The 22,811-nt window shown below is 49.2% G+C and carries 23 protein-coding genes and 1 riboswitch; of the genes, 4 read left to right on the top strand and 19 right to left on the bottom strand.

The features are described from left to right. Positions 1 to 15: 15 nt before the first annotated feature. Positions 16 to 780, top strand: coding sequence for a DUF4397 domain-containing protein (locus tag M662_RS07125; RefSeq protein ID WP_026578506.1), 765 nt, complete (start codon positions 16 to 18; stop codon positions 778 to 780). A 33-nt stretch (positions 781 to 813) separates the two neighbouring features. Here M662_RS07125 and M662_RS07120 read toward each other — a convergent pair whose 3' ends face one another. The 9 genes from M662_RS07120 to M662_RS07080 form a co-directional block, all read right to left on the bottom strand. After that, positions 814 to 1,350, bottom strand: a complete 537-nt coding sequence (locus M662_RS07120) for a GNAT family N-acetyltransferase (protein ID WP_026578505.1) — start codon at positions 1,348 to 1,350, stop codon at positions 814 to 816. 19 nt (positions 1,351 to 1,369) lie between these two features. Further along, positions 1,370 to 1,834, bottom strand: coding sequence for a hypothetical protein (locus tag M662_RS07115; protein ID WP_026578504.1), 465 nt, complete (start codon positions 1,832 to 1,834; stop codon positions 1,370 to 1,372). An 83-nt stretch (positions 1,835 to 1,917) separates the two neighbouring features. After that, positions 1,918 to 3,360: a phospholipase D family protein gene (locus M662_RS07110; protein ID WP_008637433.1), complete on the bottom strand. Its 1,443-nt coding sequence runs from the start codon at positions 3,358 to 3,360 to the stop codon at positions 1,918 to 1,920. A 174-nt stretch (positions 3,361 to 3,534) separates the two neighbouring features. Beyond that, positions 3,535 to 4,104: an energy-coupled thiamine transporter ThiT gene (thiT, locus tag M662_RS07105; RefSeq protein WP_008637432.1), complete on the bottom strand. Its 570-nt coding sequence runs from the start codon at positions 4,102 to 4,104 to the stop codon at positions 3,535 to 3,537. 89 nt (positions 4,105 to 4,193) lie between these two features. Further along, a riboswitch (TPP riboswitch) is annotated at positions 4,194 to 4,293 on the bottom strand. Between the two features lie 83 nt (positions 4,294 to 4,376). Beyond that, the gene (locus M662_RS07100; RefSeq protein WP_026578503.1) at positions 4,377 to 5,114 is read right to left on the bottom strand and encodes an alpha/beta hydrolase; all 738 of its coding nucleotides are present in this window, start codon (positions 5,112 to 5,114) and stop codon (positions 4,377 to 4,379) included. Further along, positions 5,068 to 5,976 carry an SDR family oxidoreductase gene (locus tag M662_RS07095; RefSeq protein ID WP_051348961.1) on the bottom strand — a complete coding sequence of 303 codons (909 nt, stop codon included), beginning with the start codon at positions 5,974 to 5,976 and terminating at the stop codon, positions 5,068 to 5,070. Before M662_RS07095 ends, M662_RS07100 begins: the two co-directional genes overlap by 47 nt. A gap of 195 nt (positions 5,977 to 6,171) precedes the next feature. Beyond that, positions 6,172 to 7,416: an MFS transporter gene (locus M662_RS07090; RefSeq protein WP_026578502.1), complete on the bottom strand. Its 1,245-nt coding sequence runs from the start codon at positions 7,414 to 7,416 to the stop codon at positions 6,172 to 6,174. Between the two features lie 84 nt (positions 7,417 to 7,500). Next, positions 7,501 to 8,106: an ArsR/SmtB family transcription factor gene (locus tag M662_RS07085; protein ID WP_026578501.1), complete on the bottom strand. Its 606-nt coding sequence runs from the start codon at positions 8,104 to 8,106 to the stop codon at positions 7,501 to 7,503. A gap of 118 nt (positions 8,107 to 8,224) precedes the next feature. Further along, positions 8,225 to 9,418: a DUF819 family protein gene (locus M662_RS07080; protein ID WP_008637425.1), complete on the bottom strand. Its 1,194-nt coding sequence runs from the start codon at positions 9,416 to 9,418 to the stop codon at positions 8,225 to 8,227. Positions 9,419 to 9,652: 234 nt separating this feature from the next. On the opposite strand from M662_RS07080, the gene M662_RS07075 reads away from it, so the two are divergent. After that, a complete protein-coding gene (locus M662_RS07075) occupies positions 9,653 to 10,888 on the top strand; it encodes a dicarboxylate/amino acid:cation symporter (protein ID WP_026578499.1) in 1,236 nt (411 codons plus the stop codon). Between the two features lie 177 nt (positions 10,889 to 11,065). Here the strand turns inward: M662_RS07075 and dacB are convergent, their stop codons facing one another. Beyond that, positions 11,066 to 12,559, bottom strand: a complete 1,494-nt coding sequence (gene dacB, locus M662_RS07070) for a D-alanyl-D-alanine carboxypeptidase/D-alanyl-D-alanine endopeptidase (RefSeq protein WP_026578498.1) — start codon at positions 12,557 to 12,559, stop codon at positions 11,066 to 11,068. Between the two features lie 240 nt (positions 12,560 to 12,799). Next, complete coding sequence (locus tag M662_RS07065; protein ID WP_026578497.1) at positions 12,800 to 13,015, bottom strand: hypothetical protein; 216 nt, start codon at positions 13,013 to 13,015, stop codon at positions 12,800 to 12,802. A 395-nt stretch (positions 13,016 to 13,410) separates the two neighbouring features. Between M662_RS07065 and yfkAB the strand changes: the two genes are divergently transcribed. Then, positions 13,411 to 14,535: a radical SAM/CxCxxxxC motif protein YfkAB gene (yfkAB, locus tag M662_RS07060; RefSeq protein ID WP_026578496.1), complete on the top strand. Its 1,125-nt coding sequence runs from the start codon at positions 13,411 to 13,413 to the stop codon at positions 14,533 to 14,535. A 253-nt stretch (positions 14,536 to 14,788) separates the two neighbouring features. On the opposite strand, the gene M662_RS07055 is transcribed toward yfkAB, so the two are convergent. The 4 genes from M662_RS07055 to M662_RS07040 form a co-directional block, all read right to left on the bottom strand. Continuing rightward, entirely contained in the window at positions 14,789 to 15,493 is a 705-nt protein-coding gene (locus tag M662_RS07055; protein WP_008637418.1) for a hypothetical protein, read from the bottom strand. After that, the gene (locus M662_RS07050; protein ID WP_008637410.1) at positions 15,486 to 16,361 is read right to left on the bottom strand and encodes an ABC transporter ATP-binding protein; all 876 of its coding nucleotides are present in this window, start codon (positions 16,359 to 16,361) and stop codon (positions 15,486 to 15,488) included. The genes M662_RS07055 and M662_RS07050 overlap by 8 nt, the downstream gene beginning before the upstream one ends. Next, positions 16,358 to 16,726, bottom strand: coding sequence for a GntR family transcriptional regulator (locus tag M662_RS07045; RefSeq protein WP_008637408.1), 369 nt, complete (start codon positions 16,724 to 16,726; stop codon positions 16,358 to 16,360). The genes M662_RS07050 and M662_RS07045 overlap by 4 nt, the downstream gene beginning before the upstream one ends. Before the next feature lie 272 nt (positions 16,727 to 16,998). Next, on the bottom strand, positions 16,999 to 18,741 hold the full coding sequence (locus tag M662_RS07040) for a solute:sodium symporter family transporter (protein ID WP_035388472.1): 1,743 nt from the start codon (positions 18,739 to 18,741) through the stop codon (positions 16,999 to 17,001). Between the two features lie 382 nt (positions 18,742 to 19,123). Between M662_RS07040 and M662_RS07035 the strand changes: the two genes are divergently transcribed. Then, positions 19,124 to 19,423: a hypothetical protein gene (locus M662_RS07035; protein ID WP_008637402.1), complete on the top strand. Its 300-nt coding sequence runs from the start codon at positions 19,124 to 19,126 to the stop codon at positions 19,421 to 19,423. A 197-nt stretch (positions 19,424 to 19,620) separates the two neighbouring features. On the opposite strand, the gene M662_RS07030 is transcribed toward M662_RS07035, so the two are convergent. From M662_RS07030 to qoxB, 4 genes are read right to left on the bottom strand one after another with little or no spacing between them, the layout of a single operon-like run. After that, complete coding sequence (locus M662_RS07030; protein WP_008637400.1) at positions 19,621 to 19,848, bottom strand: hypothetical protein; 228 nt, start codon at positions 19,846 to 19,848, stop codon at positions 19,621 to 19,623. A 24-nt stretch (positions 19,849 to 19,872) separates the two neighbouring features. After that, positions 19,873 to 20,259, bottom strand: coding sequence for a cytochrome aa3 quinol oxidase subunit IV (gene qoxD / locus M662_RS07025; RefSeq protein ID WP_008637398.1), 387 nt, complete (start codon positions 20,257 to 20,259; stop codon positions 19,873 to 19,875). After that, positions 20,260 to 20,865 carry a cytochrome aa3 quinol oxidase subunit III gene (gene qoxC, locus M662_RS07020; protein ID WP_008637396.1) on the bottom strand — a complete coding sequence of 202 codons (606 nt, stop codon included), beginning with the start codon at positions 20,863 to 20,865 and terminating at the stop codon, positions 20,260 to 20,262. Between the two features lies 1 nt (position 20,866). Next, positions 20,867 to 22,807: a cytochrome aa3 quinol oxidase subunit I gene (gene qoxB, locus M662_RS07015; RefSeq protein WP_026578495.1), complete on the bottom strand. Its 1,941-nt coding sequence runs from the start codon at positions 22,805 to 22,807 to the stop codon at positions 20,867 to 20,869. Positions 22,808 to 22,811 lie beyond the last annotated feature (4 nt).

Raw genomic sequence — 22,811 nt, 5'->3', positions numbered from 1 at the left:
GAGGGGATGATAAACATGAATGATGGCAGGGATCAGCTTGCGTGGCAGGCGATGAAGTATGATCTGATGGCGAATTACTACAAATATATCGACCCCAGGCTGCATGTGTACTATTACCAGAGACACCTGGAGTGCATGCAGCGGCTCATCATGAGCGAGCGCAGTGAAATGGGACCGGGTGGATCCGGAGGAAACACGGGGATGAATGCGATGGTGCGGGTGCTGCACGCCTCACCGGACGCACCGGCCGTCGACGTCTATGTAAACGGACAAAAGGTTCTTGGAGGCATCTCTTATAAACAGCAGAGCAATTATTTGACCGTTCCAGCAGGCACTTATAAGATTGACATCTATGCAGCCGGAGATACAAGCAGTCCGGTCTTATCCCAGCAGGTGAGCGTCGACGGAGGCAACCGCTATACCGTAGCCGCAGCAGGAGCTGTGAATAACCTTCAGCTGATACCGGTAGTAGACAGCAGCAGTGTCTCTTCCGGAAGCAGCAAGGTGAGGGTGTGGCATTTATCACCGAACGCTCCGGCTGTCGACGTCGCCGTCAAAGGTGGGGACGTCCTCTTCCGGAATGTTCCCTTCGGTAAAGCGACCCGTTACATGACCCTGCCGCCGACGACGGCCGACCTGGAAGTCCGGGTCGCCGGTACGAATCAGGTCGTCCTTGAAATCCCTCAAGCGACGTTTAAGCCGAATGAAGCATATACAGCTGTTGCCTTAGGTTTCGCCGGGGGCGACCCAGCCCTTGAAGCGATGTTCCTTCAGCCATAATACCACCAAATCCCGGGCCGTCCCGGGATTTTTTTATTGGGCCGTCAGCGAAAGAGGCTTCTCCATACGGATATCCGCCCACATCCTCCCGTCATAGTAGGTGAATCCTTCTTCTCTGGCTATCTCCTTGTAACCGAGTCTGCTGTATAGTCTGTGCGCAGACTCGTTGAATTCAAAAACTCCGAGCTCGACCCGCTTCAAGCCCATCTTCTTCATTTCCTCCTCCATAAATAAAATCGCCTTAGCGCCGATACCTTTCCCCCGGGCGCCGGCTTCACCGATGGTGATCCCGATCCAGCCGGAGCCCTTCTCTTTCCTAAAGAGATGTTCCGGATCGATCATGAAGTTCATTTCACCGACAAGGACCCCGTCCAGCATGATGGCATACATTTCATGGTCCTCCAGGCGCTTCGTCAGTGTATCCACCGTCTGCAGACGTTCCTTCTCGAAAGACGCTTGATTTTTATGAGGTCTTGCAAGTGCACTGATTGTTCGATCGTTCTCCCAACGGTTGTATGCCGCGACCATTGTCTCGTCGAAGGCGGTGATCTTTCGGAATTCCAATTTCATCCTTACCACTCCTCTTCTATTATGCAGCTCTTTTCAGCTGCTGCCATAAAGCATCCGCCTCTTCAAGAAGCTCCTTGTACTCCAAACCCACATATATGCATAGGGCGAGGATGAAGGCGATCGCGACGACATCCAACACTCCCTGCCAGTTCGGTGAAAGAAGAGCACGCGTTCCATACCTTTTTGAGAAAATACGGGACCCTGCCCCGATGACTAGAAAAAGAGGAAGACTGATGATCCAGGCAAAAAAATTGTGGAGGCGTTGATCCATGACAAGAACAGCGACTTCCTGCTCACTGGAGAGCGCTTGAACCTCAACAACTTCCTTTTCCTCCCACATCCAATCTTGACGAGTGACTGTCTTACCGTCTTCTCCCATATCCATCCCTAGAGGAACCGTATCTACGCCATACATCAGGACTTGACTCAACAGGAATACGGATGCAACAGCGATGATCTCGATGACGATGCCGGCTGCTTTCATAACATCCCCCCTCCTTCTATCGTAGCATAAAACGTTCCCGACACAGAAAAACCCCCGGACGCTCATCGTCCGGAGGTAGTCTATCAATAGGTCGTAAACCACGTCCATTTCTGCAGGTAATACGTGGCATAGCGGATAAACGTCAGCTTATCCGTATATTCCTCATAATCCGCTGTGAAATGACCGTCTTCGTTATTCCAAAGCTTGGTGAAGTAGCCGTCGACCTCCTGAAAAACAGGCTCTTCTCCGCTTCCTTTCATCACGACGTTCGCTTCCAGGTTCAAGTCTGCCAGGTTCCGTCTCGTATAGTTGGCGGAGCCGGCAATGATGACGTCTTCCTCTTCTTTATCTAAATAAAGCATCTTCGTATGGAATTGTTCGATATTCACATCATACCAGCGGAGATGGATGTTCTTATTCCCGAGCCGCTGCATCTCTGCGGCTACGGGTAAATTAGGAATCCCCGTCTTCTCATGTCCAAATGACTGCTTGTTCGGGTCCATGATGATGTTCGCTTCCGCCCCCCGGTCTGCTGCTTTGTCAATCAGGTCAATGATCTTTCTGTCCGCAAGGTAATACATGCCGAGCCAGATCGTATCTCCTTTTCCAACATCCTTAAGTTCTTCCAAAATTGCCTGATACGTCTTTCCTTCCGTGACGAACTTGGTCTTCACTGGACCATCCTGTTTTTCCCATTTCCTGTTCTTGTAATCCGGGAAATCAGCGTCGCCGGAATAACGGACAACTGCCTCCTCGGCTTCGAGAATGTCCCGGATGATCGGGCCTGTCATCTTGAACGCCACATTCTCATGGTAACCGCTCGCGTCATGGGGATTCGCCGTCGATACGATTGCCGCTTCTTCCGTCACAACGAGCTTCCTGTGATTCGCTTTAATATTCATCAGCTTCAAATACGAGCGCAGAGTGACATCGGGTGCATCTTTTGCGAGCGGGTTGCTGATCCAGCCGCCGTCGCCTGTCCCCATCCATGAAGCCGTCAGCCTCCAGACGCTGGAGTAGAGCGGGTTGGAATCACGGAGCTCGTTCAGGTCCGTCAGCACGACATCGACACCCCCATCCCTCAGCCGCTTGATCGATTCCGACTCATAAGACCCGTAAACCGTATTGATTGGATCGGTGATGAAAACGACCTTCAAGTCAGGATGCTTTTCCTTTTGGGCGAGAATGGCATCCACCAGGTTTTCCGACAGTGGCGGAAAATCTCTTTTTCCATCTGTGTAGCCGTTAAATAAAAACATATCTGCAACAATGAAATCCTCCGCCTCACCAATCATGGCGTTTATTTCATCGAATATCTCCGCGTCGTGAACCGTATTACCTTCTTCATCTTCATACGTGAGATCCCGAAAAAACTCCACGCCCGATAGTTCGTGCACGTCCCCTTCATAGGAGATGCCCTCAGGAAGCTTCTTCCACGATGTATGATAAGCGATCATGAAAACGAGTACGATAAATATAAGAATGACAATCAACCAAAACCGTTTCTTTCTAAAAAGCTTCTTCATTTCCAGCCCTCCTTTTATGTAACCAGTGCAATGGTATATACACTTCTACAGGAAGCATGAAACCCATATGCTATAAAATAGGGTCTCCCTCCCTATAAAAATAGAAAAGCATCGTGCCGGAGCACGATGCTTTTAGTGGTTAAGGATTCCTAGGAGCGGGATGGGAACCTTGTATTATTCTTGTGTGAGCAGCTTCGGACGCTGCAGAAAAAGAATGATGAGGACGATACTGCTCAATACGAATGCAGGCAGCATATACCCCCCGTTATAGACGAGCGAATACAGCCAGACCGGCTGTCCTTCCGGCGCGAACTCCCCGTAAAAGACGATCCCTGCGAGAAAATGTCCGAAGAAACGCAGGAGACTCCCGACAAAGCAGCCGACAATGATCCAGCCGACGATCGCTTTTTTGTTTTGTTTCCGTACCGCGTTCCATACCGGCTTTGCCGCGACACCTGCAAGTCCGATGACACCGAAAGCTACGAAGTAATCAAGAAACGTCTGAAGAGGTGTCATGATGTAAGCACCGGTTAAGATTTGATAGGCCCCGAGCAGCAGCCCGGTGGCGACTCCGCCTTTGATTCCCCAACGGAAAGCGATGATGAAGACAGGAACCATCGCGAGCGACACAGAACCACCCTGTGCCCACAATTTGAATGAAAGAAATGGAATGATGTCCAAAAGCAGTGCCAAAGCAGAGAATATAGCTACTTCGACAAGAAATAATACACGACGATTTCTCATCGTTTTCTACCCCCAATAATTGAACACAAAAAAAGCAATGCCAAAAAGGGAAGCTTCCTGATGGAGGAGTCCCTTGTTGAGCATTGCACCATCAAAAAAGCCGCCATCCCTGCGCCAGTGCTAACTGACAGGTTCGAAGGGTCTGGACACAGCGTCCACTCTCAGCCGGAGGCTCCCCTTGAAGGCTTTATACCGTTTACTTTTCTTGATTTGTCTTCTATTATAGTCGAAACCACCCGAAATTACAAAGGCCTTTTATTTCCCGGGGAATGCTATTTCGTATTTGTGTACGTCTGGAAAAACTCCAGACTGCGCTCGATGATCAAGTCTTTATCATGGTCGAGCGTTGCGACGTGATAGCTGTCATCCAAATGAATAATTTCTTTATGCTCGGAAAAAACCGTTTCAAAGATCACCTCGGAATTGTTCGGGGGCACGACATGATCCTCCCTTGAAACGAAAACGACGATCGGACAATGAATGCTGCTTAATAGATCCCTGGTCTTCCCCATGAGCATCGACAGCTCTTTAATCGATTTTACCGGTGTCCGATCATAGCCGAGCTCGTCACTTTCCGGATCTTTAATATCCGATCCAATCGCTTCAATAAAGCGCTCCTCTGTGCTCGAGCTGTTCTCAAGCACCGGAATATCGATTGCTGCATTGATCGGGATGACGCCGGCGACTTTCTTCTTCCCTGCCACATATAAAGCAAGCGTCCCTCCCATCGACAAGCCGACGACGAAGATTTTTTCACAACGCGCTTCCAGCCAGTCAAAGGCTTCCATGACCGATTGAATCCAGTCTTCATGACTCGTGGACTCCATGTCCTCCGGCGTGGTGCCGTGCCCCTTCAGTCTCGGACAGACGACGGTATACCCGGCGCGGCCATATGCTTCTGCCAGCGGCCTCATACTTTGCGTCGTTCCTGTAAATCCATGGGATACCAGGATCCCTACCTCATTACCCTCGAACCGTATCTCTTCTGCCCCACTCATCACTGCGGTCATTTCGTTTCCTCCTGTTCGTTTTTCCTTTTCCTAAAACCGTCGACAGCACTGCTTTCTCCAATATTCTCCAAGGCATGACCCGTTTCAGAAATACGTTGAACTTCACTTTCGCTCCGATTGGAAAGCGCAGCTTCCGTATTCTGTCCTGCTCGATCAACTCGGTCATCAATGCAGCTACATCCGACGGATTTTCGCGGCTGTCTCCATTCAACGCATTCCATAGTCCTTTTATGTAATCAGCATAGGGAGAATCAGGGTCATGGACAGCGTCCGGGAGTTCCATTCCGGCTGACCATATATTCGTTTGGTACGAGCCCGGCTCTACAAGAGCAACATCGATGCCGAATGGCTGGACCTCGAAGCGGAGGCTTTCTGTAAGCCCTTCGAGCGCATGTTTCGATGACACGTATGCCGATAACCCCGGGAATCCGATCAAACCGCTGACGCTGCTCACATTGATGATCTTGCCACGCGTCTGCTTCCGCATGAGCGGCAGAACTGCCTGGGTGACGGCGATGACCCCGAACACATTCGTCTCGAACTGACGTCTGTACGCTTCCAGCGGTATCTGCTCGAGAAAGCCGCCGATTGCAAAACCAGCATTGTTGACGAGAACGTCGACTGCTTCCAAATCGTTCAGCTTTTCTTTAAATGCAGCGATGGAAGCATCATCGGTCACGTCGAGCTTCCAAACCGTGATCCGGCTCCTCACGTGATTGGAAATCGCTGCGTCCTCGAATACTTCCGCTTTTTCCATGTTCCTCATTGTCGCGATTACCGAAAACCCTTTTTCCGCACATTTGACCGCCGTCAAATAGCCGAACCCACTCGATGCTCCGGTAATCAATACGGTTGGATTCATGTCATTTCTCCTCTCTGCTTCCTCATTCCTTATAACGTTCGATATCAAACACTTGTTTTCCTCTAATGCCCTCTGTACAAAAACACAATGGTTTCTCTGACGGGATTGATCTTATAAGATAAGTTCTTCCCTTTCTCTCCCGTACTTTCCCCTGTTCTCCCGCATATCACGGCAGGCAAAAAGAAAAGACCCCGCTTAATCGGCGGAGCGCAGGACAGGAAAAGTCACATATAAAGCGAAAACACTCACGAGAAGGGGCAGGGCGCTCCATGCCATCAACGTTTGAATCGGAATTCCCCAGCCGAGAAACAGAGAGGTGACCGCGTACGAGAGCGGAATTAACCCAAGCGATCCGGTCCGTATCAGACTCATCACCCTTCCCACCTTGCTTTCTTCTGCAGACGATTGAACGAGGGATAGGAGCGGAATATTGACGGCCGGAATGATCATGCCGATAAGAACGATAATGAGCACGGATAAAACCAGCGTATCTGCACGGCTGAAGATAAACATACCGGCTCCTTCGAGAGCGATCAAGTACAGCGCATACGCTCCCCGTCTCCGCCGGATGTTGAGAAAACCGATCAGGACAGCTCCGAGAATCATCCCGAACGTCAGTCCACCTTGGACGAGACTGAAATCGAGGGCACTTCCTTTCAGGACTCCCTCCACGAAGATCGGCAGCCCCATCATCAAAGGGCCGGAGATGAAAAAGTTGACGATGATCGTAATGATGAACAGCGACCGCAGCAGTCTGGACTGCCACGTGTAACGGAAGCCCTCCGCCAATTGGGCATAGAACGGGGAACGCTCCCCTTCCTGCGCATCCTTTCCCTGCTTTTTCACAAATAGAATTCCGACACCGGATAAGATAAGAAACAGGACGATGATCAGAAGGACGAAGCTGTAGGAAAGCGAATGGATCAGGACACCGGCAAGGAGTGGTCCGGTGAACGTAGCAATCTGGATCGTTCCCTGAATGACGGAGTTTGCGCGCGTCAGCTGCTCTTCCCCGGCCACTTTCGGAAGCAGCGCATCTCTTGCCGGCTCGAACATTCCGCCGCAGGCTCCGAACAAGCCTGCGTGGACCGCCATGATCCAAACGGGAACCTCCTGAAGGGTAAGAAAACAAATCGATAAGGTAAAGAGGAAGACAGCCATCGTTAAGTCCGATGCCGCCATGACCTTCGTTTGACTGCAGCGGTCCGCGACCACTCCGCCGACAATCATGGAAACCATCCGCACCGTCGTCAAGGAAATCAACACCATGCCGAGAGCCGCTGCCATATGTAACGACTCTACGATGTACCACGACTGAAGAAACATAAACATTGACAGGCTTAAACTGGAAACAACCGTTGTAAAGGCCAAAAGGAGAAAGGATCTTGACTTCCATAACGAAACCTCTCTTTTCTCCTCATATGACTTTGCGCTTTCCATAACATCTCCTCCTCGGATGCCGGCGCAGGCCGACGGTAAAAAATATTTTACTGTTGCACAAAAAAAGAGAGCTCCACCCCGACTTCATCTCTCTCCCTTTTTCCCGAACCGACTTTCCTCTATCTGCAAACCGAGCATGTGAAAATAGTACAGCTTCGCATCTTCTGTCGGCTCCGTACGTTGAATCGATGCAAGTTCTTCCATTAAGTCGGAGAATTTCTGCTGCCAGGCCAGAAAGTTCTCCTCCTTTGCATGAATTTCATAAGCGGCGGATCGGTATTTCCAGTCTTCCGGTTTTTTAGACAGGGAATCATTCTCCAGCGACTCCTCCGGCACAGATAAAACCCGCTGTTTGGAGTGATCGAGCATGGCGAGCATCATCTGCCGGATTGGACCCGACACCTCTGCGTTTGGCAGCAGTTCGGCATCTGGTACAAACCCGCGGGCTACCGTTTGATAGAACTTCTGGACAATCCCGTTCTTTTCTTCCGTTCTAGCAATTTCCAAGAGCCCGTTCTTCTCCAACTCTTTCAAATGATAATGGATGCGGGCTCTTGAGAGCTGATAGATTTCAGAAAGCTGCTGACCGGTCTGCGCCTTCCCCATCAGACGCAGAAGCAGGTCCGACCGGAACGGATCCGCCATCGCCTTCAGCTGGTCGTGGGTTGTTAGTATTTTTATGTCCTCCACTAGACCGTTCACTCCTTTTTACTCGGTAAAATTTATTTAACTGTAGTATCAACCACAAGGAAGGAATTGTCAATAAGAAAAGCCGCTTTCCTTCATCAAAAGGAAAGCGGCTTTTCTATCAACCTCCGGCAATCATACGTGCGAGCTGACCACAGAGCAGAGCAGCATAGGTTCCGACGACGTTACCGAGGATCCCCATCAGCAGGCCGACAGGGGCAAGCGCCGGCTGGAAGACCGATGCGACGATCGGTGCAGAGCTTGTCCCTCCGATATTCCCCTGTGAACCGACGGCGACAAAGAAGAGCGGCGCCTTCAATAAGCGGGCCGCGAGGAAAATACACAGCACGTGGATGGCAAGCCAAACGATTCCCATCAGGATAAATTGCGGCGCCTCCACAATATCCAGAAGGTTCGCCTGGCTTCCGATCCCCGCCAGGAACAAGTAGATGCCGGCATAACCGATCTTACTGGCTCCATAATATTCGAGGTTCCGCACCTTCGTAAAGGACAAAAGAATTCCGACGGCCGTAATGATCAAGAACGTCCATGTCGACGTATTCATGACCTCCGACTTCGGAATAAAGGAAAGATCGGCAAACTGACGGACGAGGAACGAGCCGGCAATACCGATGGACAGAATTCCGAAGAGCTGCGGAAGCTCGAGCGGTCTGGCATTCTTCTCCACGTCTGTCGCGATCTCCTCATTCACCCGTTTAATGGTGGAGTTATCCGCACCATTCCATTTATTGAAGCGGTTCTGGAAGTTGGCGAGCGAAATCATGACCCCCATCCAGCCGATTCCGACGATCGTATCGGTCAAAATCATCGGGCTTAGTATATGATCCGGCGTATCAAAGGCTTCGATCATGGCTCCCATGTTAGCCGAGCCGCCGATCCAGCTTCCGGCAAGCGCCCCGACACCTCGCCACGCATCCTCAGGGAGAATCCCCTGGAACAAGGCGAACGCAATCGGTCCCCCGATCACGATGCCGATCGTACCCGCAAAGAAAACGAGCACGGCCTTCGCGCCAAGCTTGAACGTTGCCGGTACGTTCGTACTGATCATTAACAGCAGCAACCCGGCGGGAAGGATATACGTACTCAAAAAGCTGTACACATCCGAGCTCTGCGGGATGATTCCGAACGTCGTCGAAAGCATCGGAAGGAAATACATCCAAATAAGCGGAGGAAGATAGCCGAAGAATTTCTTCAAAGGCTTATACTCCATCGTTGATAACATGAACACGATTCCCACGACAGCGATAAGATAAGCGAATACCGCCATCGGTTCCTGTATAAGTGCGTGGTCCATAAACTTCTTACATCTCCTATCTGAAACCATTAGAAATTTGAAAAAATTACAGATATGTAATTTTGCATTTTGCCAGTTTAGCACACAACCGCAGGAAAAGGAATTCATTGAACTTATGCATTTTTTTCCTCTATATACGCAAAATGACATGAGAGAGCATCAATCGAATATTACGCTACTGCAATCGGCACGGAACTGCTATACTGGGTCTATTGCTTATAAAGAGGTGAAAGTATGAAAAAGATTTGGCACTTATACAAAGATTCTTCTTTTCTATTGAAAATGACGCTCGGTTTCCTGCTCGGGATCGGAGCCGGCATCCTTTTCGGCCCGTCCATGGAGGCGGTCAAACCGCTCGGTACGATATTGATCAATTTGTTGAATTTGATCGCTGTTCCGGTCATATTCCTGACCGTCGTCCTTGCAATCAATCAAATGAACCCGAGGTACCTTGGCAGAATTGGAGGGAAGCTGCTCGTCTATTACGGCATAACGACCGCTGCAGCTGTCCTTATCGGGGTAGCACTCGCCCTGTGGATCAACCCGGGAGCCGGGCTGGAACTGCCAAACGCGGATGTCGAAAAGCCGGAAACGCCCGGATTTTCCGATGTACTGCTTAACATCGTCCCGGACAACTTGTTCACTGCGTTTTCTTCCGGGGAGCTGATGGGCATTCTTTTCCTTGCCGTCATCACCGGCCTCGCTTTGGTGAAGATGCGCTATTCGGACAAGGACGAACTCAAGAAATCAGGAGAGACGCTGCACCAGTTTTTCTCGGCGGCCAATGACCTGTTCTTCCTGCTTCTGCAGGGGATCCTTCTCTATGCGCCTGTCGGAATCTTTGCGATCGGTGCTTCGACATTCGGCAGTCAAGGATGGGAGACCTTCCGCTCGCTGTTCGCGTTTACCGGTGTGTTTTACTTAGGTGTCCTTCTGCTTTGGCTGCTAGTATATACGTCTTTCTTAAAACTTGCGAAGTGGCACGTTCGTGACTTTTTCGCTAGTACGAAGGACGCCTATGTTACGGCATTCTTTACATCAAGCAGTATCGCTTCCCTGCCCGTTGCGATGGAATCGGCGAAGAAAGCCGGCATTTCCGATCGGATTGTGAACTTCAGCCTACCGATCGGAGCCGTGTTCAACTCGGATGGCGGCGCCCTGCGTATGGGTGTTTCCATCGTGTTCGCCGCCAATGTGACAGGGCTTGATTTAACCGTCATGGACTTCATCACCATCGTCGTCATCGGCACACTGCTGTCGATCGGGACAGCAGGCATTCCCGCTGCCGGACTCGTCACCCTCGCAGCCGTGCTTACGATGTTCAACCTCCCGCTTGAAATCGTCGCCTTAATTGCAGGCGTTGACGTCCTGATCGGGATGGCAGGAACGGCCTCGAACGTATTCGGTGATATGGTAGGATCCGCTTTTGTGGATAAAAAAGAAACCGACCGTACCAATCCAGAATCATAATTGTCCAATCAAAAAAGGATCAGAGCCTTCTCTGATCCTTTTTCCATATAGTCGGGAAACTTAAGAGCGCCTTGACTTCAGGTTGTTGAAGAAGTAATTTTCTTTGGCCGGTGAGCCTGATGGACTCTGCCCATTCCTCTCCACACGATGCCGCAATCGATCTTCCATAATCAGTAATTACTCTTCCTCTACAAATCGATGTTCCGCCAGAATGACTGCGATCCGGTCTTCCAGGTCTCCGACATCCTCGACCAGGTAATTATTCAAAACAATAGAGAAAATAAGCTTCTCTCCGTCTTTTGTCGTCACATAGCCCGATAAAGAGGAAACCCCTGTCAACGATCCGGTCTTTGCCTGTACGTTATCCTCGGCAGCCGTGTCCTGCATTCGGGAACGGATGGTGCCGCCGACGAACCGTTCGGCATTCCCTGCAACGGGCAGGGAATTCAAATAGGCAGGGAACCATTTTTCGTCCTGGACCTGATAAAGCAGCTCCGATATTTCATGAGCGGGAATCATGTTGACATGGGACATCCCGGAACCGTCTCTTAATCGGAGGGTGGACGTGTCGACACCGGCGCTTTTCAGATAACTATCCACGACTTCAAGCCCCTTCTCCCAGCTGCCTTCGTCATGGACGACTTTCCCCATTTCCTTCACCAGCACCTCCGCATGGCCGTTGTTGCTCAGCTTCATGAACGGAATAAACAGCTCCTCAAGCGGCATCGATTCATGAGTGATCAGCTTGAGAGCTTTCTTTGGTGTCCGCTTCCCTTCCTTGTTTTTTCCTTTCACTTTGATCCCTTGTTCCTCCAAGGCGCTTCGGAATACGTCCAAAGCAAGTCCGGTCGGTTCCGATACGGCTATCCAAGAGCGGGATCTGCTTGAGTCGAGAGGAATCGTTCCTTCCACGATGATCCGGTTCGTTTCATGCTCCCTTTCCATCGATATATCCCTCTCCCCATCTGCCGGCACCGTTTTCGTCCGGTTGATGATTTTCACATAATCCGTCTTCGGCGTGACTTCCACACGAGCCGGGTCCCCTTCCTTCTCTGCCGGATAGGCAGCGACGATGACCGTCCCGGCGTCGTAATCTTCATTCGGCGCCACGGTCAAAGCAGAGACCTGCGCACCGTAGTAGTGGGTTTCATCGTTCCACGTAATGTCTTCAGAAAGCCGGACGTCGTCATACCATGTATCGTCCGCGATCAAATCCCCTTTCACTTCTCGTATGCCATTCTCCTTCAATTCTTCCGCCATCTTCTCAAGGTCTTCCATCATCAAGGTCGGGTCTCCCTTGCCTTTCAAATACAAGTCGCCATGCAGCTTATGCCCCCGAATCGTCCCCTCTGCATAGACTTCTGTAGAAAATGTATAGTCAGGACCAAGCTGATCCATCGCCGCGGCCCCACTGAACAGCTTCATATTGGAAGCCGGCTTCAGCCTTGTGTGGGCATCATGCTCATAGATCACTTCGCCGGTTTCCGCCATCCGGATACTGACCCCGGCAAGAGCCCCTTTCAAATCTTCATCTGCAAGCACCGTATCCAGCTTCTTCTTCAAACCCGATTCCTCCTTTGCCGCATCCACTTCCGATTCCGCAGGAGCTTGGTACGAGGAAAACATTAAAAAAGATGCAAGCAGCGGAACGACGACGTGCTTTTTCTTCATTGAAATCATATATGTATGGGCCTCCCATCCAGTTTATTTACTTATAACCATAGCAAAGAACTTCATCTATTGTAATAATTTTCTAATAATTCTGACTAAAACAGAACGTTAGCCGGAGGTCAATGGTCCATCTTTATTCTATGCGAGAGAGGGAACTTTACCCTTTCCGTGCTGTTTCTCCTCCTGAAAAGACCGGAACCCGTCAGACGGGTTCCGGTCTTTTTTTAGAGAGATGGTCCCTCAGCCATTTACTTTTCGGTTATAGTACACGCGGGACAGGAAGTAGACGGCGACTCCTCCAATGAGAATGGTATACTGCCAGCCGCCGTCGCCCCCTTTCGTGATCTGATTATAGATCGACCAGATCAAGAGTACGACGGTATAATAGACAAACCCATTCTTTGCCGCCCTACCGCTTTGGTGTTTCTCCATTTCGTCCTGCTTCTTCCACTTCATTTCTTTTCCTCCTCATACGAAAACAGCTCGTCTTCGGATGTTTTTAACGCGAGAGACAATGGAAAGGCGGGTTTCCGTGTCGAGTCGTATTAATCGTCTCCCTCGTCACCAGGCGCCGTTTTGCCAGTACATCCGGAGAGTTCTTCCTCGTTTTCCTTTTGGACCGGATGCAAATATTCAATCAGAGGTCCCCTCATTATGTAAAAACTTTTCACATATTCAGTATAGAGAAAGAAACAAACATGTCAAAACCTTTTTACATTTAAAAGCTTTTCCAAAAAGTCCGATGTCCCCGGAGAAATCCGAGCAGGAATGGTATGGTTATCTCTAGAATAGTGTTAGAATAGGAAGGGTTTGTCCTAAACCAATTTTAATAGAAAGGAAGTTTCATACTTATGAGTACCAACATGAAGCTTCAAGAACTCTCCCCATCCTTTGATCCTTGGGAAGCTTACATGGATGTAAAGGAACACGGAGACATGACGTTATCCAACATAGAATTTACGACGACGACACTCTGCAACATGCGCTGTGCGCACTGTGCTGTCGGTTATACGCTGCAGTCGAAGGACCCGGATGCCCTGCCGATGGACCTGATCATTAATCGTCTGGATGAAATCCCTCACCTGCGCACCTTGAGCATCACCGGCGGAGAACCGATGATGTCGAAGAAATCGGTCGACAATTATGTCCTGCCACTTCTTAAATATGCCCATGAGCGCGGCGTTCGGACTCAGATTAATTCCAATCTGACGCTGCCGTACGAGCGCTATGTTCCGATCATCCCTTATCTCGATGTGCTACATATTTCTCATAACTGGGGAACGATCGAGGAGTTCGTTACGACCGGCTTCGCCCGCATGGAAAGAAAGCCGTCGGAGGAGGCACGCAGGAAGTTCTTCGACCGGATGGTGGAGAACTCCCAGAAACTCGCCGCAGAAGGCGTCATGGTATCTGCAGAAACGATGCTGAACAAACGGACATTCCCTTATCTGGAATCGATCCATGACCATGTCAAGGAAATGAAGTGCGCCCGCCACGAAATCCACCCGATGTATCCGGTCGATTTCGCTAGCGCGCTTGAAACACTGAGCTTGGAAGAAATGCGGGAAGGTATCAACCGCCTGCTGGATCACCGTGATGAAGATATGTGGATGCTGTTCGGCACGCTGCCCTACTACCCTTGCAGCACTTCCGACGAAGATTTGGACATGCTTAAACGTTTGTATAGTGCAAAGAATGTAACGGTCAGAAATGATCCGGACGGACGTTCCCGCCTGAATGTAAACATCTTCAGCGGCGATATCATCGTGACCGATTTCGGAGACGAACCGGGCCTCGGCAACATCCAGGATACGAAGCTGACGGACGCTTACCAGCAATGGATGGAAACAGACACAGCAAAAAGCCTGAACTGCCACTGCCCCGCTGTCGAATGTCTCGGACCGAACGTACTCGTCAAGAACGCCTACTATTCCGATATCGACTTCCAGAAACGAAAAGCCAAGATCTCCTTATAAAAAGGACGAAAGCCCCGCTGATAGGTATCAGCGGGGCTTTCAGCTTTTTGAAGAAGTGATTCCCAGCTAGGGAGAGGGCGGGGTCCGGGAAATGGGACGCTTTCCACGCGGCGGCCGGTGAGCCTCCTCATCGCGTTGTTCTTCCAGGGTCTCTCCTGTCCCGCTAATCCCGTCGGAGTCTGCCCATTTCCCTCTACCCTTTGCCGGAATGATCCCTCCCATAATTACTGCTGTTCCTTTCACCAGGACGCTCTTATCTTGCTCTTGCAGCAGTCGTCGAGGCTTTTCTTAGGACCATCCAGCTCGGAACGAAAGTCAACAGGGCTGCAACCAGAAGAAGGAGGAAATCCACGTGAAGCGTCATCCCCTGAAGTCGAAAAACCTCACTGAACAGATAATCCTTCGTGACAGGAAGCATCATCAACACCCCAAAGACCGCCACCCCGCTGAAGCCTCCAATAAGGCCGTATCGGTAAAAGACGGAACCGAGCAGGAACCCGATGGAGATGAACAGAAAGAACAATAAACCAAGCACCCAGATTTCGTTATACCAGGCTGCCTGCACATCCAACATGTCCATAAGGGAATAGTGACGGATGCTTGATATCTTTTCCGCATCCAGGACTGCCCGGAATCCACGTACAATCCCGAGATGAACCATGGATAAAACGAGAGAGAAAAACAGGCTGAAAGCGAACGTACCGAGCAGATACCGGGTACGCGTCGTCCCCATTTTCACACAGAACGGGAAAGTTTCCTTCGTCATATTAAGGCCGGAAATAACACAGAAAACGAAGACGATGGGACTTGTAAAGACAATCATGGAACTGTCCGGAACAAGAATAGAAAGCAGCGTAAACCCAACGAGCGTCGCCGTTAATATGCTCCAAAACACTAGAAAGGAAAAGCGGTAATCGATTAATAAATAATAGAAAATCCCTTTTAAATCCCTAAGCATTCTTCTCCACCCCTTCGAGTTCCGTCAAATGAACCATGATGCCCTGCATGGAAATATGCTCCGCTTCAAGCCCGGCATTTCTGGCGCCTTCAAGCGAATAGCCCTCTCCATACAACCACACCGTTTTCATCCCCATCATTTCCTGCTCTTTTAATACATGCTTATCCGTGGTGAAAGCATCCACCTTTTCTTTCATGCCGGCGACCTTCAAGCTCTTCTGAACCATCGCTTCCGCCTGATCATGAAACATGATTTCACCATTATGAAGCATGATTACCTCTTCAAACAGCCGGCTTACCTCATCAATCAAGTGCGTCGAAAGCAGAAACGTACGCGGAAATTCTTGAAATTCTTCCAGCAACAAGTCATAAAACATATACCGGGCAGCTGCGTCGAGTCCGATATACGGTTCGTCGAATATCGTAATCTTCGCCCTTGAAGACAGACCGATGATGATTCCAAGCGCTGATTCCATTCCTTTGGAAAGTCCGCTGGCGTTCGTGCGTGGGTGCAGGTGGAATTTCTCCATGAGGCGGTCAGCCGTTTCCTGGGACCAATTCGGGTAAAACATGGAGACAATCTTCAGCACATCTTTAATTTTCAGGCGCCGCTTAAAGTTGCTCGTCTCATTGATCAGGCATATATCCTGCAGCACCGTCCTATTATCAAACGGGGACTGCCCATCCACCAGCACCTCCCCGGAAGTGGGAAGCGTGTGACCGGCCAAAAGCTGCATCAAGGTCGTCTTTCCTGCTCCGTTCTTTCCAAGCAGCCCGTAGAATTTATTTTCTTCCAGCGTCAAGTTGATCCCGTTCAGCGCCGTTTTCTCTCCATACTTTTTCGTCAAGTTCTTCAGTTCGATTTTCATTTGATTCCCGCCTCCCCTAATAGACGATCCAGTTCTTCCTTATCCAACCCGATTTTCTCTGCTTCCTCCTTCAAAGGAAGAATATACTCTTCATAGAAAACCGTTTTACGCTTTTTGAGTACGATAGCCCGCGCACCTTCTGCAACAAACATGCCGATTCCCCTCTTCTTGAATATGATCCCCTCATCCACCAGCAGATTGATTCCTTTGGCAGCCGTCGCGGGATTGATCTGATAGAACTTGGCGAATTCATTCGTTGATGGGACCCTTTCCCCTTCGGTTATCGATTGATCCAAAATGCCTGCTTCGACTTTTTCCGCTATTTGTTGAAATATCGGCTTGTCGACCGCCAAATCACGATCCATAAAAGCACCTCTTCGTTGGTTCATTAGTTATGTAACTAACCATATAACTAGGATGGTGGAAAGTCAAGAAATATTTTACAAATAAAAAAAGCTGTCGGGTACATTCCCGGCAGCTTCTCGCTTCAGTTTCTTCGAAATAAGCACACAATACACGTCCAACAGCAGGTATATCCTTCGACTACTGCTTCATACCGCTCTTGTTTTGTCATGTATGATCCTCCTCATCCACAACTTTATTTATATAATTTCCTTCCTCTACTTTCATTAAACGCTCATTTATGCAGCTGGGTCACTTTCGGAGAAATTGGACCTGCTTTCACTCTTTCTCTCCGCGTTTCCGTTCGCTTGAAGAACCAGAAGACGGCTCCAAGCAGCGCGAGTGATCCGATCATGAAGACGACGGACAGCGGCGAGTAGCCACCTGCAGATTCTGCGATTCCGATCGGAGAGAAGAAGACATACATCGCGATCATCAAACTAATGGTGAAAATGGTGAAGGCCTTCGCGTGTTTCCAAGGGGTCAAGTCCACTTTTCCTGCATCGAGAAGAACATAAGGTGTGATGCGCGGTTTCAGTTTTCCTACCAGCACCATAATAAAGATGTTCAGCGGGAACAGGATCGCGAGGACATAAAGGAAGTTGACATGCCCGAGAAAAACCTTACTCAACGAATAGGCGATCAAGTGAACAATGATCGTAATCTTCGGTGCACTGGCCGGCACATATTTGCTGAAGAAGCCGACGAGGACCATGGCAATGATCGGCAGGTTATAGAATCCGAACATCTCCTGTAAGTAACTGTACAGTCCGGAGGGTGCAAATATGATAAATGGTGCGACGAGCACGGAAACGAGAGCCAGTGCTCCTGCGAAGAAGCGTCCCGCTTTAACAAGCTCCCTCTCGGATGCTTCCGGTTTAAAAATCGGTTGATATATATCAAGCGTGAATAACGTAATCGAACTGTTCAAGGCAGCATTGAACGAGCTTAAGATTGCTCCGAACAAAACGGCAGCTAGAAATCCTGACAGTGCAAGCGGCAAGACATCACTGACGAGTGTCGGATAAGCCATATCCCCTGTAGGAAGAGTATTCCCGTAAAGGAAAGAGGCGATGATTCCCGGCAGGACGAGGAAGAATACCCCGAATATCTTGAATAAACCGGCGAACAAGACTCCCTTTTGCCCTTCAGCCAGATTCTTCGCAGCGAAGGTCCGCTGGATGATGGACTGGTTCGTACACCAGTAAAAAAGATTATTGAACAAGAGTCCTGTCAACAGCACCGTCCAGGGTACCGAGGATTCATGATTACCAATTGCGTTCAGCTTAGCGGGATTCTTATCGATCAATTCTTTAAAGCCGCCGACAAGATCTCCTCCGCCGATCGCCACAAGTGCAAGGATCGGAATCAAGAGACCGCCGATTATGAGACCGATCCCATTGATGGTATCACTGATTGCACAAGCCCGTAGCCCTCCGAAGATAACATAACCGCAGCCGATGATGCCGATTGCTGCCGCCACGATGGAAACAGTCATGATCTGACTCGTACCTGCAATGCTTGATAAAGAGAAAATGCTGTCCAGCACCAACGCTCCAGAATAAAGGACCGTCGGTAAATAGGCGACCGCATAACCAAGCAGGAAAAGGACAGAAACGATCTGTCTCGTTTTTCTGTCATACCGCTGCTCAAGGAAATCAGGAATGGTCGTGATGCCGGACTTCAAATACCTTGGAAGAAATACGAACGCCATCAGGATGAGCACCAGTGGACTCGTCACTTCCCAGCCCATGACTGCCATAGTTTCCGAAAACCCTTGTCCGTTCAAACCGACAAGCTGCTCCGTCGAAAGATTGGTTAATATTAAAGACCCTGCGATGACGACGCCCGTCAGGCTGCGCCCTCCCAGAAAATATCCATCTGAACTGGAAAGATTCGTTTTCCGCGTTTTGAACCACGAATACCAGGCGACGAATATGGTGTAAAAAAGAAAGCTGAAGATGATGATGCCTATCATATGAAATCCTCCCTAAGTTATGTAGTGAAAAGATGACAAGAACGAAATGTTAAATCCTCCCTGTTTTTTTCACTTAACTCAGAGATACCCCGGCGAAAAAAAGCCAAAACTAAAGTAAGCGATTGCAATGTTATTTTTCTAAAAAACCATCAAATCATACGGGAGGACCCCGCCCCTTTTTTGGAGGATATTTCTTCCTTCAGACACTTTTTATTCCTAAATATGAACAAGCTTAAAGCCTGTATTATCAAGGGATACAGCAATAAGCAAGCCTATTTTTAAATAAATTTCGAACATTTTGTGTCCAAAATAAGAAATTTCTGTTACAATGAATACAAAGAAACCGTTTACACAAACTAGTGTAACAAAGGAGATGAATATAATGGGTGTAGCATCCATGTTCTTGTTGTTGGCGACAGTGACTCCGATTTTGTTTCTGATGATGAAGAAACCTGCTTTTGCGATCGTTCATTCTGTCTTGCTTATGGGCATGTGGGTCTATTACTTCCAAGTACTCCTTTATACAACACCTACCGCATTCTCACCGACATGGACGATGTTCTACCTCGCCCTCATCGGTACACATATCGGATGGGTGATGTTCTTCATAGCAACCGTCAAAGAAGGCCCGATCTACAAACAGGCACTTCAAGAGAAAATCGAAGCGCCGGACAAAATATAATTCAGCGAAGTGAAAAGACCCCTTACCGCCTGCCGGTAAGGGGTCTTTTATGGGAGAAAAAGAAAAGCGAATTAAAGTTGGAAGAGGAAAGCTTCAAGAAGACTGCCTGACGCGCGCAAAAAGCGTTCTTTTTTTGCAGCACGCCCCTCTCCATAAAAAAAAGCCTCTTCCTTACTATTAAGGAAGAGGCCTTTCTGTTATTGATCCTCGATCGGCTGCGCTTTGAACAGCTGAATCATCGCCTGAACAAAAGCGACACCGCTCAGGATATAGAGAACGAAAGTCGGTTCATAATGAGAATACATCGCACCTGTAAGAGAGAAAGCCGCCAATACGACACATAGAACAAACCCGATCATATGCTTCCACTGCAAGCCTCCGATCATTGGTGCCTGCTCATTGTCCATCTGCTGTTTCTGTTCCATTACTTTCTCCCCCTGTTTGATGTATTAATGCCCGCTGTGTTCTCCACTGTCCATATTCATTTCCTCGTGATTCATGTTTTCCATGTCCCCGTGGTCTCCGTGTTCCCCGTGTTGGAACCCGAAGGACATCGTGAATAAGGAACCTGCTACGAGAATCGCAGCAAGAGCGAAACCGTGGAACATCATATTCCATGGAACATGACCGCCACCGCTGCCCTTTTCTGTGATGTGCATGAACATGAACAACTGAACACCAGCCTGAAGCAGCGCCAGAATCAGAATACCTGAAATGATCACTGCAACTGGAAGGTCGGAATTGATTGCTGCCCAAGCAGCGACAAGCGTCATAACGACGGATAACAAGAATCCTATTACGTGACTAGTCGGTACTTTCTTTGACGTATCTGCCATCTAGACCACCATCCCTATCAGATAGACAGCTGTGAAGATGAAGATCCACACAACGTCCAGGAAGTGCCAGTACAAACTGACGATAAAGAATTTTCGACTTGTCTTAGTTGTAAGTCCGCGTTTTCTTAGTTGAATCAGAAGTCCGATCGCCCATCCGATACCAAGGGTTACGTGAAGCCCGTGGGTTCCGGCAAGGACGAAGAATGCTGACCAGAAGGCAGCCGACTGCAGTGTCGCGCCTTCGTGCGTATAATGGAAGAACTCGAAGATTTCGAATCCAAGGAATCCTAAACCAAGGGCAAGCGTTATGATCATCCATAACGTCATGCCTTTGACATTCCCTTTACGCATTTGGTGAATCGCAAGTCCACACGTGAAACTACTCACCAAAAGCAGGAACGTCATGATTAACACGATGCCTGGCTCGAACAACTCACCAGGTGTCGGTGCATCAGCTGTACGGCCGAATAGGACGGCATACGTTGCGAACAGCGTAGAGAAAAGTACGACTTCGGCTCCAAGGAAAATCCAAAATCCGAGAATACTCATCTGTCCTTCTTGCGTCCGGTATTCTAATGGACCTGTTTTCAATTCTTCTGCAGCCATATCATAACCCCCTCGCTTTTCGCTCGATGCGTTTCACTTCATCGACGCTTACATAGTAACCGTCATCGTAGTCGAAGGAACGGATGATCATCATGATCACACCACCAACAAGACCGAAGATCGCCACAGGCATCCACTCGAAGACGAGACCGAAGCTTCCGATGAACAGGAATGTCATCATGATGATCGGCTGCCCGGTGTAACTCGGCATGTGGATCGGCTTCAATTTCGATTCGTCGAATGTCGTTTGACCTTCTTCTCTCATGCGCTCATACGGGTCGATACGATCGACGTATGGTACGGTAGCAAAGTTATAGAACGGTACAGGAGTTGTCGTAGACCACTCAAGCGTACGTCCATGGCCCCAGGAGTCGCCGCTTGTTTCACGTTCTGCATAGCGGTAGCTGTAGTAAACGTTGTAAACGAAGACGATGAAACCAAGTCCCATTCCAAATGCACCGACAGTAGAGATGACGTTCAATGGAAGCCACTCGACTACGTTTGTGATGAACAAACGACGAGGCATTCCATCCAAACCTAGGAAATACTGCGGGAAGAAGCAGACATGGAAGCCGGCAAAGAACAACCAGAATGCCCATTTCCCGAGACGTTCGTTCATCTTGTGACCGAACATCTTCGGATACCAGTAAGTCAAACCTGCGAAACAACCGAAGACTGTTCCGGCGATCAGCACGTAGTGGAAGTGCGCGATCAGGAAGTAAGAGTTATGGAACTGGTAGTCCGCTGCTGCCATACCGAGCATAACCCCTGTCACCCCGCCGAGTACGAAACTCGGAATGAAGGATAGAGACCAAAGCATCGGTACGGTAATTTCGATTTTCGACTTGTACAATGTCGCAAGCCAGTTAAAGATTTTAACCCCTGTTGGTACAGCGATCAACATCGTCGATACAGAGAAGACGGAGTTTACGAACGCGCCTGCTCCCATCGTGAAGAAGTGGTGTACCCAAACAAGGAAACTTAGTAGTGCAATAATGATCATGGACCAAACCATGGCGTTGTAACCGAACAATCGTTTCTTCGCGAAAGCCGCAATGACTTCGGAGAAGATACCGAATGCCGGCAGAATAACGATGTAAACCTCAGGGTGTCCCCACATCCAGAATAAGTTCGCCCACATCATCGGCAGTCCTTCTCCGGTTAATGTGAAGAACTGAGCACCGAAGATACGGTCGATTGTAAGCAGCGCAAGCGCTACTGTAAGGATTGGGAATGCGAACACGATGATGAAACATGTAACCAATGTCGACCAAGTGAAGATCGGCATATGGAACAGTTTCATACCAGGGGCACGCATCTTAAGGATGGTTACCATCAAGTTGATTCCGGTACCCAATGTACCGATACCCGAGAGCTGTAAGCCCATCAAGTAGAAGTTCTGACCCGGTCCTGGACTCATTGCCGCACCTGCAAGCGGTGTGTAACTTGTCCAACCAGCGTCCGGTGATCCCCCGATGACGAAGGAAATGTTGAATAGAATAGCTCCGAATGCAAACGACCAGAAGCTGACAGCGTTCAAATAAGGGAACGCGAAGTCACGTGCTCCGATTTGCAATGGAACGATAATGTTCATCAAACCGATAAGGAACGGCATCGCCATGAAGATGATCATGATCGTACCGTGTGTCGTAAAGATTTCATTATAGTGTTGGGAATCTAGGAATCCAAGCCCTGGAAAAGCAAGCTGGATCCTCATCATTAAGGCGTCGACACCACCACGGAATAACATGAGCAGTGCAGCCAGGATGTACATGATTCCGATTTTCTTATGGTCGACGGTAGTCAACCATTCACGCCAAAGCCAGCCCCATTTCTTGAAATACGTCAATACGAAGACGATTGCGATCGAAACGAGTGCAATCGACACCATAGCGCCGTAAATAAGCGGTTCGCCGGTGACTAATATATCAGTAATGTGCATGTCC

The sequence above is a fragment of the Bacillus sp. SB49 genome, from assembly GCF_000469135.2.
Classification (GTDB): domain Bacteria; phylum Bacillota; class Bacilli; order Bacillales; family Halobacillaceae; genus Halobacillus.
This window is presented reverse-complemented; position numbering and strand designations above follow the sequence as displayed.

What these genes read in the sequence shown, in the direction of transcription:
- M662_RS07095 (WP_051348961.1), bottom strand. Translation starts at nt 5,976, where the DNA reads ATGAATCCAACCGTATTGATTACCGGAGCATCGAGTGGGTTCGGCTAT.
- M662_RS07115 (WP_026578504.1), bottom strand. Translation starts at nt 1,834, where the DNA reads ATGAAAGCAGCCGGCATCGTCATCGAGATCATCGCTGTTGCATCCGTA.
- M662_RS07075 (WP_026578499.1), top strand. Translation starts at nt 9,653, where the DNA reads ATGAAAAAGATTTGGCACTTATACAAAGATTCTTCTTTTCTATTGAAA.
- qoxD (WP_008637398.1), bottom strand. Translation starts at nt 20,259, where the DNA reads ATGGCAGATACGTCAAAGAAAGTACCGACTAGTCACGTAATAGGATTC.
- M662_RS07110 (WP_008637433.1), bottom strand. Translation starts at nt 3,360, where the DNA reads ATGAAGAAGCTTTTTAGAAAGAAACGGTTTTGGTTGATTGTCATTCTT.
- M662_RS07045 (WP_008637408.1), bottom strand. Translation starts at nt 16,726, where the DNA reads ATGGATCGTGATTTGGCGGTCGACAAGCCGATATTTCAACAAATAGCG.
- thiT (WP_008637432.1), bottom strand. Translation starts at nt 4,104, where the DNA reads ATGAGAAATCGTCGTGTATTATTTCTTGTCGAAGTAGCTATATTCTCT.
- M662_RS07030 (WP_008637400.1), bottom strand. Translation starts at nt 19,848, where the DNA reads ATGGAACAGAAACAGCAGATGGACAATGAGCAGGCACCAATGATCGGA.
- qoxC (WP_008637396.1), bottom strand. Translation starts at nt 20,865, where the DNA reads ATGGCTGCAGAAGAATTGAAAACAGGTCCATTAGAATACCGGACGCAA.
- M662_RS07065 (WP_026578497.1), bottom strand. Translation starts at nt 13,015, where the DNA reads ATGAAGTGGAAGAAGCAGGACGAAATGGAGAAACACCAAAGCGGTAGG.
- M662_RS07080 (WP_008637425.1), bottom strand. Translation starts at nt 9,418, where the DNA reads ATGGACCACGCACTTATACAGGAACCGATGGCGGTATTCGCTTATCTT.
- qoxB (WP_026578495.1), bottom strand. Translation starts at nt 22,807, where the DNA reads ATGCACATTACTGATATATTAGTCACCGGCGAACCGCTTATTTACGGC.
- M662_RS07035 (WP_008637402.1), top strand. Translation starts at nt 19,124, where the DNA reads ATGGGTGTAGCATCCATGTTCTTGTTGTTGGCGACAGTGACTCCGATT.
- M662_RS07090 (WP_026578502.1), bottom strand. Translation starts at nt 7,416, where the DNA reads ATGGAAAGCGCAAAGTCATATGAGGAGAAAAGAGAGGTTTCGTTATGG.
- M662_RS07040 (WP_035388472.1), bottom strand. Translation starts at nt 18,741, where the DNA reads ATGATAGGCATCATCATCTTCAGCTTTCTTTTTTACACCATATTCGTC.
- M662_RS07100 (WP_026578503.1), bottom strand. Translation starts at nt 5,114, where the DNA reads ATGACCGCAGTGATGAGTGGGGCAGAAGAGATACGGTTCGAGGGTAAT.
- M662_RS07050 (WP_008637410.1), bottom strand. Translation starts at nt 16,361, where the DNA reads ATGAAAATCGAACTGAAGAACTTGACGAAAAAGTATGGAGAGAAAACG.
- yfkAB (WP_026578496.1), top strand. Translation starts at nt 13,411, where the DNA reads ATGAGTACCAACATGAAGCTTCAAGAACTCTCCCCATCCTTTGATCCT.
- dacB (WP_026578498.1), bottom strand. Translation starts at nt 12,559, where the DNA reads ATGAAGAAAAAGCACGTCGTCGTTCCGCTGCTTGCATCTTTTTTAATG.
- M662_RS07055 (WP_008637418.1), bottom strand. Translation starts at nt 15,493, where the DNA reads ATGCTTAGGGATTTAAAAGGGATTTTCTATTATTTATTAATCGATTAC.
- M662_RS07120 (WP_026578505.1), bottom strand. Translation starts at nt 1,350, where the DNA reads ATGAAATTGGAATTCCGAAAGATCACCGCCTTCGACGAGACAATGGTC.
- M662_RS07125 (WP_026578506.1), top strand. Translation starts at nt 16, where the DNA reads ATGAATGATGGCAGGGATCAGCTTGCGTGGCAGGCGATGAAGTATGAT.